9 protein-coding genes and 2 pseudogenes are annotated in these 12,565 nt (G+C 60.1%); 8 read left to right on the forward strand and 3 right to left on the reverse strand.

The window, feature by feature from the left end:
• Window positions 1-13: 13 nt before the first annotated feature.
• Window positions 14-1,192, forward strand: coding sequence for a hypothetical protein (locus LRS56_28760; protein ID WDU62656.1), 1,179 nt, complete (start codon window positions 14-16; stop codon window positions 1,190-1,192).
• Window positions 1,193-1,316: 124 nt separating this feature from the next.
• Here LRS56_28760 and LRS56_28765 read toward each other — a convergent pair whose 3' ends face one another.
• From LRS56_28765 to LRS56_28775, 3 genes are read right to left on the reverse strand one after another with little or no spacing between them, the layout of a single operon-like run.
• Window positions 1,317-1,733, reverse strand: a complete 417-nt coding sequence (locus LRS56_28765; protein ID WDU62657.1) for a DUF3010 family protein — start codon at window positions 1,731-1,733, stop codon at window positions 1,317-1,319.
• A 40-nt stretch (window positions 1,734-1,773) separates the two neighbouring features.
• Complete coding sequence (locus tag LRS56_28770) at window positions 1,774-2,256, reverse strand: hypothetical protein (GenBank protein WDU62658.1); 483 nt, start codon at window positions 2,254-2,256, stop codon at window positions 1,774-1,776.
• 39 nt (window positions 2,257-2,295) lie between these two features.
• Window positions 2,296-2,697: a DUF1311 domain-containing protein gene (locus LRS56_28775; GenBank protein WDU62659.1), complete on the reverse strand. Its 402-nt coding sequence runs from the start codon at window positions 2,695-2,697 to the stop codon at window positions 2,296-2,298.
• Between the two features lie 218 nt (window positions 2,698-2,915).
• Here LRS56_28775 and LRS56_28780 point away from each other — a divergent pair, with 218 nt between their 5' ends.
• The 7 genes and pseudogenes from LRS56_28780 (at window position 2,916) to LRS56_28810 (ending at window position 12,496) form a co-directional block, all read left to right on the forward strand.
• Complete coding sequence (locus LRS56_28780) at window positions 2,916-3,893, forward strand: dipeptidase (GenBank protein ID WDU62660.1); 978 nt, start codon at window positions 2,916-2,918, stop codon at window positions 3,891-3,893.
• 56 nt (window positions 3,894-3,949) lie between these two features.
• Window positions 3,950-4,480, forward strand: a complete 531-nt coding sequence (locus LRS56_28785; GenBank protein WDU62661.1) for a DUF5943 domain-containing protein — start codon at window positions 3,950-3,952, stop codon at window positions 4,478-4,480.
• A 16-nt stretch (window positions 4,481-4,496) separates the two neighbouring features.
• A pseudogene (gene dgcA, locus LRS56_28790) lies at window positions 4,497-6,556 on the forward strand (dimethylglycine demethylation protein DgcA).
• Between the two features lie 218 nt (window positions 6,557-6,774).
• Window positions 6,775-8,718: a dimethylglycine demethylation protein DgcB gene (gene dgcB, locus LRS56_28795; protein WDU62662.1), complete on the forward strand. Its 1,944-nt coding sequence runs from the start codon at window positions 6,775-6,777 to the stop codon at window positions 8,716-8,718.
• Window positions 8,718-9,937, forward strand: a pseudogene (locus tag LRS56_28800) (electron transfer flavoprotein subunit alpha/FixB family protein). Before dgcB ends, LRS56_28800 begins: the two are co-directional and overlap by 1 nt.
• A gap of 10 nt (window positions 9,938-9,947) precedes the next feature.
• On the forward strand, window positions 9,948-10,718 hold the full coding sequence (locus tag LRS56_28805; GenBank protein ID WDU62663.1) for an electron transfer flavoprotein subunit beta: 771 nt from the start codon (window positions 9,948-9,950) through the stop codon (window positions 10,716-10,718).
• Between the two features lie 1,004 nt (window positions 10,719-11,722).
• Window positions 11,723-12,496, forward strand: a complete 774-nt coding sequence (locus tag LRS56_28810) for a hypothetical protein (protein WDU62664.1) — start codon at window positions 11,723-11,725, stop codon at window positions 12,494-12,496.
• Window positions 12,497-12,565: the final 69 nt, after the last annotated feature.

Consider the following 12,565-nt stretch of genomic DNA (forward strand, 5'->3'; position numbering starts at 1 on the left):
CGAGTATAAAACCATGTCCAAGCCCAGCGGTTTTGTATTCCGCCGCCCTACTCTGGCAAGCAGCATTGCCGACGGCCTGGTGGGGGCCGGTATTCAGGATTTCACTTCCGGCCTGTTTCTCGCGGCGCCGCGTCGCACAGGCAAAAGTACTTTTTTGCGTGAAGATCTGATCCCGGAGTGTCAGCTCCGTGGCTGGCTTACCGTATATGTCGACCTGTGGGCGGACAAAGAGAAAGATCCGGCAGAGTTGATCGCCAGCGCTATTGCCGCAGCGTTGGTTCCCTATGAAAAGGGCATTCGCAAGCTGGCCAAAAACATTGGAATCGAAAAATTAAGCTTTCTGCGTACCCTGTCCTGGGACTTCAGCAAGCCTCAATTGCCTGTTGGCGCAACGTTGACCCAGGCCCTGGAGTTGCTCCACCGCGCGGCCGACAAACCTGTTGTCCTGGTGATTGACGAAGCACAGCACGCCCTGACCAGCGATTCAGGTATCAACGCAATGTTCGCGCTGAAGGCCGCCCGGGATCAGCTCAACCAAGGGCGTGACGAGGACGGCAGTGGTTTGCATCTGGTGTTCACCGGTTCCAATCGCGACAAGCTGGCGCATTTGGTGCTCGGCAAGAGCCAACCATTCTTCGGCTCCAGCATCACGCCGTTCCCCTTGCTCGGCAAAGAGTTCACCCAGGCTTACACCCTGCACCTCAACGCGCACTTGGCCAACACCAATCAATTCAACGCTGCCGATATTGATGAAGCGTTTGAGTTGGTCGGGCGTCGGCCCGAGATGCTGCGCACCATCATCGGTGAAGTGGCCCTGGAACTGGGCGAGGCAAGTAACCTGGGCCAGTTGCTGCACAGCCGTGCCGAGTTGCTGCGTGCCGGCGTGTGGACCGAATTCGAAAGTGCCTGGAACAACCTCACCATTCCCCAGCGTGCCGTGCTGGAAGTGATGGTGGAGCGCTCGCAGCACAACGAACCTTTCGCGCCGTTTACCGACAGCACCCTCACGGCGGTCAGCAAGGCACTGGAGGACATGGGCAGCGAAGTGGTGCCCGGCACCCAAACCATCCAGGCCTGCATCGATGCGCTGCGCGACAAGGAACTGGTGTGGAAGTCGAGCCGGGGCGGTTATGCCCTGGAGGACAAAACCTTCGGCGATTGGCTGTTGCACAAACGCCGTACACCGGGCTAAACGCACCACAAATCAAATGTGGGAGCGGGCTTGCTCGCGAATGCGGTGTGTCAGTCAACACATGTGCTGACTGATGCCGCGCATTCGCGAGCAAGCCCGCTCCCACATTGAATGAGAGTGTTGTTTACTTCTTTACCAGCGCCGAACACGCCGCTTTGTAGGCTTCATGCTGATACTTGTTCAGCGTCGCCGGCAGATCAAAGGTGTGCTTCTTGTTCTGCGCATTGATGGTCTGCGGCGACAACAGCATCACCTCAACCCCATCCAGCAACTGAAACACCCCTTCAATCTTGAAGGTGGTCGGGCCACCGGCGAACTCGCCTTTCTTGCTGCGTTTCTTGATCGCGATACGGGTGATGGCGTTTTCCTGCACGAACGCCTTCACCTGCGCCGCGAAGGCTTTGACATTGGCTGCCTCGTCGTCGTCTTCAAGGGCGATTTTCTTGGTGGCCAGGGCGACGTGGGTCAGCGCCGGGTTGTCGAGCGAGGCAACGGCGATAATGGCTTCGCTGCCTTTGATTTCGATGCCGCAGATGGTCATTCAATAACCTATTGAGAGGGAGAGGGCGCAGTCGCGGGGATCAGTAATGCCGGTCTTCGTCTTTATGCCGATAGATCTGGTTCGCCGTCCAGAGCATCAGTATCAAGAACACAAGCATCAAGCCGACGCTTACGCTCATGACGTAGAAGTTAGGCGAACTCGACTTAAAGTTCGCTGTGATGTTATGCACCGTCGGAAACCATTTCGAGTACACCACGGGGACCGGGTTGCCCACTTCGTAGCCAGGGTCTTCGACGTAGCTGCTGTTGTTCACCATACCTTCGATGCGTTGGCCCTCATGCTCGAACGCGTAATACACGTTGGTACTTGAGGCCCAGGCGCTGAGCTTTTCCAGTTGGGTGATTTGTCCGATGGTTTCTACGGGCGCCGCCTTTATCAGTGCAATAGGTGCACCCCGGCTCACGGACAAGCTCAGCATCAGCGAGAGTATCAACGTGGCCAAAAACAACAGCGCTGCGCGCGTGTAGAGGAAATCCCTTTCCGCTTCGCGTGGGTAATACATGTGACGTCCTTTTCGATGATTTTTAACGATTAAGCCGGCTTATTCCTGCCCGATCGACTCCAAAAACTCTGACCGCTCATCACTCATCCGCGCCAGGCAGTCATTCTGCGCAATCGCGTAGGCCTTGCTGCCATTCACCGCCGGGAAGGTGTCCACTGCGCAATCGGCGTCACGCAATTTTTCCCACTTCTGCTGGGCATCCTTCAGACGAGCGGTAATGTCAGCTAGTTGCGACTTGTTGCTGCCATAGGTCGACCCCATGCGTTCCAGCAAGCCCTGATAGTTGTCCTTGAGCAATTGCTCGGCGGTGGTTTTGTTATAGGTGGCGCATTCCAGGGTTTGCTTGTCGTTTTCGATGCCATCGCACGGCGTGCTGTCGGTGTCTTCGGCCGCGTGGACGCCGGTTGCGATGAGTGCCAAAGCCAGGAAAATCGATTTCATTGCGCCGTCTCATATCAGGTGATGCGGAATTCTGGCTCAAGCGTACGACAAAGAACAGTCGCCCGTCGGACCTGTGATCACCGCCTTTGTCGTGGATTGACGCTTTCGGCAATTCCCCTGTCGTTTTTGCACCCGGCTCGGGTTGCCCCTGGGCATATGCTGGCCCCAAAGCGCCGGCAGACGATTCGGCGCATGAATCGCCAATAAGGGGACGCCTGATGAGCCCAGCCGAATTGCACGCCGACAGCATCGTTATCGACGGGCTGATTATTGCCAAGTGGAACCGCGACCTGTTCGAGGACATGCGTAAAGGTGGCCTGACCGCCGCCAACTGCACCGTGTCGGTATGGGAAGGGTTCCAGGCCACGATCAATAACATTGTCGCCAGCCAGACCCTGATCCGCGAGAACAGCGACCTGGTGATCCCGGTGAAAACCACCGCCGACATCCGCAAGGCCAAGGAGCAGGGCAAGACCGGCATCATCTTCGGCTTCCAGAACGCCCACGCGTTTGAAGACCAACTGGGCTACGTCGAGATCTTCAAGCAGCTCGGCGTGGGCGTGGTGCAGATGTGCTACAACACCCAGAACCTGGTCGGCACCGGTTGCTACGAGCGCGACGGCGGCCTGTCGGGCTTCGGCCGCGAAGTCGTGGCCGAGATGAACCGCGTCGGGATCATGTGCGACCTGTCCCACGTAGGCTCCAAAACCAGCGAAGAAGTCATCCTCGAATCGAAGAAGCCGGTGTGCTACTCCCACTGCCTGCCGTCCGGGCTCAAAGAGCACCCGCGCAACAAGTCCGATGAAGAACTGAAGTTCATCGCTGACCACGGCGGTTTTGTCGGTGTGACCATGTTCGCGCCGTTCCTGGCCAAGGGCATCGATTCGACCATCGACGACTACGCCGAAGCCATCGAATACACCATGAACATCGTTGGCGAAGACGCCATCGGCATTGGCACCGACTTCACCCAGGGCCATGGCCAGGATTTCTTCGAAATGCTGACCCATGACAAGGGCTACGCCCGCCGCCTGACCAGCTTCGGCAAGATCATCAACCCGCTGGGCATCCGCACCGTGGGCGAGTTTCCCAACCTCACCGAGACCCTGCTCAAGCGCGGCCATCCCGAGCGCGTGGTGCGCAAGATCATGGGCGAAAACTGGGTCAACGTCTTGAAGGACGTCTGGGGCGAGTAAGCCACCGCACGACTGCGGAACATCATCACAACGAATTTTTCTGGAGTTAAGTTTCCATGGCCAAGATCGCCCCGCAATTGCCAATCGAAGTCGACAGCGAAACCGGTGTCTGGACCTCCGACGCCCTGCCGATGCTGTATGTGCCGCGCCACTTTTTCGTCAACAACCACATCGGTATCGAAGAAGTGCTGGGCGCCGAAGCCTATGCCGAGATCCTCTACAAAGCCGGCTACAAATCCGCCTGGCACTGGTGTGAAAAAGAAGCCGAATGCCACGGCCTGGAAGGCGTGGCGGTGTTCGAGCACTACATGAAGCGCCTGTCGCAACGTGGCTGGGGCCTGTTCAAGATCCAGGACATCGACCTCGACAAAGGCACCGCCAGCGTCAAGCTCGAGCATTCGGCCTTCGTCTATGTGTACGGCAAGGTCGGGCGCAAAGTGGACTACATGTTCACCGGCTGGTTTGCCGGTGCCATGGACCAGATTCTCGAGGCGCGCGGCAGCAAGCTCCGCACCGTAGCCGAGCAAGTCTACGGCGGCTCCGAAGAGGGCCATGACGACGGCCTGTTCACCGTCAAGCCGTTGTAAGTCGAGGAACCCTGCCATGGCTTTCGAAGCAATGTTCGCGCCGATCCAGATCGGCAAACTGACCATTCGCAACCGCGTGCTCAGTACCGCCCACGCCGAGGTGTATGCCACCGACGGCGGCATGACCACCGACCGCTATGTGAAGTACTACGAAGAGAAAGCCAAGGGCGGGATCGGCCTGGCGATCTGCGGCGGGTCTTCCAGCGTGGCCATCGACAGCCCGCAAGGCTGGTGGAAATCGGTGAACCTGGCGGATGACCGGATCATCCCGCACTTCCAGAACCTGGCCGATGCGATGCACAAGCATGGCGCCAAGATCATGATCCAGATTACCCACATGGGCCGCCGCTCGCGTTGGGACGGCGAGCATTGGCCGACCCTGCTGTCGCCCTCGGGCATCCGCGAGCCGGTGCACCGTGCGACCTGCAAAACCATCGAGCCGGAAGAAATCTGGCGGGTGATCGGCAACTACGCAACCGCTGCGGCCCGCGCCAAGGCCGGTGGCCTGGACGGCGTGGAACTGTCGGCGGTGCACCAGCACATGATCGACCAGTTCTGGAGCCCTCGCGTCAACAAACGCACGGATGAATGGGGCGGCAGCTTCGAGAACCGCATGCGCTTCGGCCTGGAAGTGCTGAAGGCCGTGCGGGCTGAAGTGGGGCCTGACTTTTGCGTCGGCATCCGTTTGTGCGGTGACGAGTTCCACCCGGACGGCCTGTCCCACGAGGACATGAAACAGATCGCCAAGTACTACGACGACACCGGCATGCTCGATTTTATCGGCGTGGTCGGCTCGGGTTGCGACACCCACAACACCCTGGCCAACGTAATCCCGAACATGAGTTACCCACCGGAGCCGTTTTTGCACCTGGCCGCCGGCATCAAGGAAGTGGTCAAGGCCCCGGTGCTGCACGCGCAGAACATCAAGGACCCGAACCAGGCCACGCGCATTCTGGAAGGCGGCTATGTGGACATGGTCGGCATGACCCGTGCGCACATCGCCGACCCGCACCTGATCGCCAAGATCAAGATGGGCCAGATCGACCAGATCAAGCAGTGCGTCGGCGCCAACTACTGCATCGACCGCCAGTACCAGGGGCTGGACGTGCTGTGCATCCAGAACGCCGCGACCTCGCGTGAATACATGGGCGTGCCGCACATCATCGAGAAATCCACCGGGCCCAAGCGCAAAGTCGTGGTGGTGGGTGCCGGGCCTGCCGGGATGGAAGCCGCACGCGTGGCCGCCGAGCGGGGCCATGACGTGACCCTGTTCGAGAAAAAGAGTTTATCGGTGGGCAAATCACCACCGCCTCCAAAGCCCCGCAACGCGACCAGATTGCCGGGATCACTCGCTGGTTCCAGCTGGAGCTGGCGCGGCTGAACGTCGACCTGCGCCTGGGTGTGGCGGCGAATGCCGATGCAATCCTCGACCTGCGCCCCGATGTGGTGGTGCTGGCGGTGGGTGGGCACCCGTTCCTGGAGCAGAACGAACACTGGGGCGCGGCAGAGGGCTTGGTGGTCAGCAGTTGGGACGTGCTCGACGGCAAAGTCGCGCCGGGCAAAAACGTACTGGTGTACGACACCATCTGCGAGTTCACCGGCATGTCGGTGGCGGACTTTTTGGCGGACAAGGGCAGCCAGGTCGAGATCGTCACCGACGATATCAAGCCGGGTGTGGCCGTGGGCGGTACGTCGTTCCCGACTTACTACCGCAGCATGTACCCCAAGGAAGTGATCATGACCGGCGACATGATGCTGGAAAAGGTCTACCGCGAAGGCGACAAGCTGGTAGCGGTGCTGGAGAACGAATACACCGGCGCCAAAGAGGAGCGGGTGGTGGACCAGGTGGTGGTCGAGAACGGCGTGCGTCCGGATGAAGAAATCTATTACGCACTGAAGGGCGCATCGCGCAACAAGGGCCAGATGGACATCGAAGCCTTGTTCGCGATCAAGCCGCAGCCGTGCTTGAGCGAGCCGGGTGACGGGTACTTGCTGTTCCGCATCGGTGACTGTGTGGCGCAGCGTAATACCCACGCTGCGATCTATGACGCCCTGCGCCTGTGCAAGGATTTCTGACCCGACACCGAACCAATGTGGACTCGGTCTGAATGTGGGAACTGATCAGTGTGGTAGCTAGCTTTTCTGTGGGAGTCGGGCTTGCCCGCGATGCAGGCAACTCGGTCTAGAGAAAGACCGCGCTGATGCCATCGCAGGCAAGCCAGCTCCCACACAAGCCAGGTCCCACATTGAACCGGTTCCCATACAAGACCTGTGTGGTCTGTGGGAGCTTCACCATGTTGAACACCTTGCTGCCTATTCTATTGTTTGCCGCCCTGGGCCTCGCTGTCCTCGGCGCCCTGCGCCGGGTAAACATGTGGCGCCGCGGCCGCGCCTCCAAGGTCGACCTGCTGGGCGGCCTGCTGGCCATGCCCAAGCGTTACATGGTCGACCTGCACCACGTGGTCGCCCGCGACAAATATATCGCCAACACCCACGTCGCCACGGCCCTGGGCTTTGTGCTGTCGGCGCTGCTGGCAATTCTGGTGCACGGTTTCGGCCTGCATAACCGTGTCCTCGGCTATGCGCTGCTACTGGCTTCGGTGCTGATGTTTGTCGGCGCCACCTTCGTGTATCTGCGTCGGCGCAACCCGCCGTCACGCCTGTCGAAAGGCCCGTGGATGCGCCTGCCGAAAAGCCTGATGGCCTTCTCGGTGAGCTTCTTTGTGGTGACCTTGCCGGTAGCCGGGATTCTGCCGGCTGACTTCGGCGGCTGGCTGCTCGCGGCATTGTTGAGTGTGGGCGTGTTGTGGGGCGTGTCCGAGATGTTCTTCGGCATGACCTGGGGCGGCCCGATGAAACACGCGTTCGCCGGTGCTTTGCACCTGGCCTGGCACCGTCGCGCCGAACGCTTCGGCGGTGGCCGTTCCACGGGCCTGAAGCCGCTGGACCTCAGCGATAAAACCGCACCATTGGGCGTTGAAAAACCCAAGGATTTCACCTGGAACCAACTGCTCGGTTTCGACGCCTGCGTGCAGTGCGGCAAGTGCGAAGCCGCGTGCCCGGCGTTCGCCGCCGGCCAGCCGCTGAACCCGAAAAAGCTGATCCAGGACATGGTGGTCGGCCTGGCCGGCGGCACCGATGCCAAGTTTGCCGGCAGCCCGTATCCCGGCAAACCGGTGGGCGAACACAGTGGCAACCCGCACCAGCCGATCGTCAACGGCCTGGTTGACGCCGAAACCCTGTGGTCCTGCACCACCTGCCGCGCCTGCGTGGAAGAGTGCCCGATGATGATCGAGCACGTGGACGCCATCGTCGATATGCGCCGTCACCTCACCCTGGAAAAAGGCGCGACGCCGAACAAGGGCGCCGAAGTCCTGGAAAACCTGATCGCCACCGACAATCCAGGCGGCTTTGCTCCGGGTGGTCGGCTGAACTGGGCGGCGGATTTGAACCTGCCGTTGCTCAGTGAAAAAGGCAGCTGCGAAGTGCTGTTCTGGGTCGGCGATGGTGCCTTCGACATGCGCAACCAGCGCACCCTGCGTGCGTTCGTCAAAGTGCTCAAAGCCGCCAAGGTCGACTTCGCCGTGCTCGGCCTGGAAGAGCGCGACAGCGGCGACGTTGCCCGCCGTCTGGGCGATGAAGCCACCTTCCAGCTGTTGGCCACGCGCAATATCCAGACCCTGGCCAAGTACAGCTTCAAGCGCATCGTTACGTGCGACCCCCACAGTTTCCATGTGCTGAAAAACGAGTACGGGGCGTTCAACGGTGAGTATGTGGTGCAGCATCACAGCACCTTTATGGCGGAGCTGATTGGCGACGGCGCACTGAACCTGGGCCAGCACAAAGGCAACAGCGTGACCTATCACGACCCGTGCTATTTAGGCCGTTACAACGGCGAATACGAAGCGCCGCGCCAAGTGCTGCGGGCGTTGGGGATCGAGGTCAAGGAGATGCAACGCTCGGGCTTTCGTTCGCGCTGCTGTGGTGGCGGTGGCGGCGCGCCGATTACCGACATCCCCGGCAAGCAACGTATCCCGGACATGCGCATGGAAGACATCCGCGAAACCGGTGCCGAGTTGGTGGCCGTGGGTTGCCCGCAGTGCACCGCGATGCTCGAAGGCGTGGTCGAACCGCGCCCGCTGATCAAGGACATCGCTGAGCTTGTGGCCGACGCGTTGCTCGAAGACGCCACGCCAGTGAAAGCGCCCATCAAGCGTGAACCTGCGGAGGTGCATTAATGAGCGAGATTATCCGCCGCGACCCACGGGCCGAATGGATCGCCCGTAACCGCTTGCATCCGCTGCATGCGGCGATGCAGCCGGCAGTCCACAGCTGGATGGGACCGAATGGCATCCTGCGCAAAAACGTGCACGGCGTCGGTTTTATCGGCCCCAACGGCATCAAGCGTATCGACCGCAGCGGCGCCCAGCAGGGCGGCGCGGCCAAGCGCACGGCGGCGGTGCAAGTGCAGTTGCCGCTGCATCAGGTGCCGGCGCCAGCGTTCTATATCAACGTGGTGCCGGACATGGTCGGCGGCCGCCTGAGCAGCCACGACCGCGATTTGCTCGGCTTGGCACGGCAACTGGCGGGCAGCGACGGCGCAGTGCTGGCGGTGGTGTTTGGTGAGCATAAGGAAAGCGCGTTTGCCACGGCTGGGGTCGACCGTCTGCTGGTGCTGGAAGGCCATGAGTTCGAAGGTTATGCACCGGAGCAACGCGTTCAGGGCCTGCGCGCTGTGGATAACCAGTTCAACCCGCGTCACTGGTTGCTGCCCGATAGCCGCAGCGGGGGGGCGAGCTGGGTCGACGTTTTGCCGCGAGCCTTAAAGAGCGCCCAGCCACCCGGGTGTGGCAGATCAAGGGAGAGGAGTGCATCGGCCGTGCCGGTGCGGGCCAGGAGGATTTGGCGCGGCCGCTGCCACGCCTGATTCTGGCCGCCGCTGAATGTGCCGAGCCGGTCAGCGATACACGTCACGAAGTATTGCCCGTGGAGTTATCCACAGCCCTGGCTCGTAGCCTGCCGCGTATCGAGGATCTTGGTGCAGTGGCGGTGGACCCGGCGGCCATTCCCATGGCCGAGGCGGAGTTTATTTTCTCCGGCGGCAATGGCGTGAAGGACTGGGCCCTGTTCCACCAGACCGCCGCCGCCCTGGGCGCCACCGAAGGCGCCTCGCGGGTGGCGGTGGACGATGGCTTTATGGCGCGCGATCGCCAGGTCGGCGCCAGCGGCACCTGGGTGACTGCACGGGTTTACGTGGCCGTGGGGATTTCCGGGGCGATCCAGCATCTGCAAGGCATCGGTGCCTGCGACAAGGTGGTGGCGATCAACCTCGACCCGGGCTGCGACATGATCAAGCGTGCTGACTTGTCGGTAATCGGCGACAGCGCCGCGATTCTGCAAGCCTTGATCGATGCGGTGCAGGTTTACCGCAACGGCGCCAAGCGCGATGCTGCTTAAGGATATGGCCATGACGACGACTGTAATCAGCCTGGTCTCCATCGGCGCCCACCCGACTTCCGGGCGCCCGCGCCGTGCGGAGCAGGATGCCCGCGCCGTGGAACTGGGCCTGCAAATGGCTGGGGATAAGTTGCAGGTGCTGCACGCCGGCGACATTAACGAACCGACGTTGCGCAGCTACCTGGGCATGGGCTTGCCGCAATTGCAGGTGCTGGAACAGCCGGCCGGCGCTGATGCCTTGCCGGTGCTCAGTGACTACTTGCGCGAGGCGGGTGCCCAGGTGGTGCTTACCGGCAGCCAGGCGGAAACCGGCGAAGGCTCGGGCATGTTGCCGTTCCTGCTGGCCGAGCAATTGGGCTGGCCGTTGATTGTGGGCCTGGCGCAAGTGGAGTCTATCGAGGGCGGCGTGGCGCACGTGCTGCAGGCCCTGCCTCGCGGGCAGCGGCGCCGCTTGAAGGTGCGCCTGCCGTTTCTGGCAACGGTGGATAACGCCGCGCCCAAACCCCGGCAAAGCGCCTACGGGCCTGCACAGCGCGGGGAGTTGGCGGCCCATGAAGTGCAAATTGAGCCGGACGCATTATTCACCGACGCGCTGCTGCAACCGGCCAAGCCACGCCCCAAGCGCCTCAAGGTGATCAAGGCCAAGAGCGGCGCTGACCGCATGAAGGCCGCAACGGCCAAGGCCAGCGGTGGCGGCGGGCAGGTGCTTAAGGGGCTCAGCCCGGAGGCGGGCGCCGAGGCCATTCTCAAGCTGCTGATAGAAGAGGGCGTAGTACGCTGATTCAAAGTGTGGGAGCGGGCCTGCTCCCACATTGGATCTGCAGTGTTTGCGGGCTTACCCACAATCCCTGTTGACCCGTCTGTGGATAACCTGTTCGCGGTTGTCCACAGCCCCGTTAAATCAAGCCCTGCAGCCCTCTGTACGAAAAACAACCAGCCTAACTGACGGTTTTTCCTGGGTTTTTCCATGGGCAAGAGCATTTTTCGGAGCAGACTTGCCCCCAAAGTCTGTTGGCGCTTCTGTGGATAAGATGTTCGCTATCGGCTACAGGCCTTATAAACAAAGGCTTTCAGTGTGTTGGTTGAAATTTGATCAATCGCACCTTGTGGCGATGAAAATCCCCACGAGAACCTTGATTTTCAAGGTGTTGAGGCGGTTTTCCACAAACAACCTAAAGTTGCCCCCAAAGTCTGTTGGTGGATATGTGGATAACATGTTCGCTAGCGGCTGCAGGCCCTATAAACAAAGGCTTGCGTAGATATGATCAAAATATGATCAATCGCCCCGGGTATGGGTTTTTTCCACGGAGCATGAGGTTTTCCACAGTGCGTCATGCAGTTGCCCACAAACTCTGTGGTTGGTTCTGTGGATAAGATGTTGGTGCTGGGCCACAAGCGACGCAGCGCAAGGCTTTCAGAGAGTTGTACAAAAAATGTGCAGTGACCATTATTGCGATAGGGAATAGCCCCAAGTTCATTTGGATCTAAATGCCGGGTTTGACAGTGCTGTTTTCCACAACTTCACTGTGACTCCATAACACGCATTGCAAGGATGCTGGTGCGATCTCGTCATATCCAAGGAGTTATGGATGATGCGCCACTTCCCCCACGCCGGTCTGTTTACCCCCCCGCCTGAAGCACCGAGTTCGCCCTTTCTCAAGTGGCGGATGTTGTAGGTCGTTCAAACCCTTTGAGCCCGTAACCGCCTGAAGATTGCCTTCGGGCGAGGCTCGCCCGCGCAACACTGTTGTTGTATCTCACCTATGAAAAACAAGGAGTTCCCTCATGGGGTCTATTACCGAACATGGAAAACTGTTGGCTTGGGTTCAAGCGCTGGATGTTCCGAAGCCTTCGGCTTCTGCCGTCCGCAAAAAGTCTGCCGTACGGCGTGCCGCCAGCGGTGACGATGATGGCGCAGCAGTGGTCAGAGGCAGCGTCACCTCGTTTGTCACCGGCCTGACGCCACAGGCGCGTGACGATGTGCAAAACAGCACACTGTTGATGCAACTGGCGGCGGATAAAAAGTACAACCCCGATACGCAGCGTGAAGAGTGGTTCAAGTTCTACACCGATGGTCTGGCCAACCTGGGTTGGGGGCGGGTGTCGTCGTTCTATCAGGACTACAAGCCGAGCAATACCAACGTCACCATGGACCAGGTGGTGCTGGAGATTGTGAGTGCGGTGGTCAGCTCCCAGAGCGCGCTGTACAAGATCACCGAAAAAACCTTCGAGGCGCTGAAGAACAACCCGGCTAACAAGGATGCGCTGAAGTTGTTCGATACCAGCACCACGCGCAACAATATCGGCACCTTCCAGATCCTGCCGGTCATGCAGGACAAGGACGGCAACGTGGTCATGGTGCTGACCACCGTCAACGCCAGCACCACCGTGCAAAAGGGCAGTTTCCTGTTCTGGAGCTGGAGCAAGACGGATGCCTGGATGTATCGGGCGGCGCAGCAAACCGTCCTCAACGAAAATGTCTACGCCACCGTGCGCCAGGCGGTAATCAACAAGCTCGGCAAGAACGCCGAAGACTTTATTGATGGTCTGGATATTTAACTGAACCGAATGGGAGCCCGGCGCCTGGCGTCGGGTGTTCCCTTTTGTTTACTGGCTCAAGGAGTATGA

It is taken from the genome of Pseudomonas poae, assembly GCA_028869255.1.
In the GTDB taxonomy this organism is placed as follows: domain Bacteria; phylum Pseudomonadota; class Gammaproteobacteria; order Pseudomonadales; family Pseudomonadaceae; genus Aquipseudomonas; species Aquipseudomonas poae_C.

Bases quoted from the DNA above. Each gene is read 5' to 3' on its own strand.
- LRS56_28770 (WDU62658.1), bottom strand. From the start codon at position 2,256: ATGTATTACCCACGCGAAGCGGAAAGGGATTTCCTCTACACGCGCGCA.
- LRS56_28785 (WDU62661.1), top strand. From the start codon at position 3,950: ATGGCCAAGATCGCCCCGCAATTGCCAATCGAAGTCGACAGCGAAACC.
- LRS56_28775 (WDU62659.1), bottom strand. From the start codon at position 2,697: ATGAAATCGATTTTCCTGGCTTTGGCACTCATCGCAACCGGCGTCCAC.
- LRS56_28760 (WDU62656.1), top strand. From the start codon at position 14: ATGTCCAAGCCCAGCGGTTTTGTATTCCGCCGCCCTACTCTGGCAAGC.
- LRS56_28765 (WDU62657.1), bottom strand. From the start codon at position 1,733: ATGACCATCTGCGGCATCGAAATCAAAGGCAGCGAAGCCATTATCGCC.
- dgcB (WDU62662.1), top strand. From the start codon at position 6,775: ATGTTGAACACCTTGCTGCCTATTCTATTGTTTGCCGCCCTGGGCCTC.
- LRS56_28810 (WDU62664.1), top strand. From the start codon at position 11,723: ATGGGGTCTATTACCGAACATGGAAAACTGTTGGCTTGGGTTCAAGCG.
- LRS56_28805 (WDU62663.1), top strand. From the start codon at position 9,948: ATGACGACGACTGTAATCAGCCTGGTCTCCATCGGCGCCCACCCGACT.
- LRS56_28780 (WDU62660.1), top strand. From the start codon at position 2,916: ATGAGCCCAGCCGAATTGCACGCCGACAGCATCGTTATCGACGGGCTG.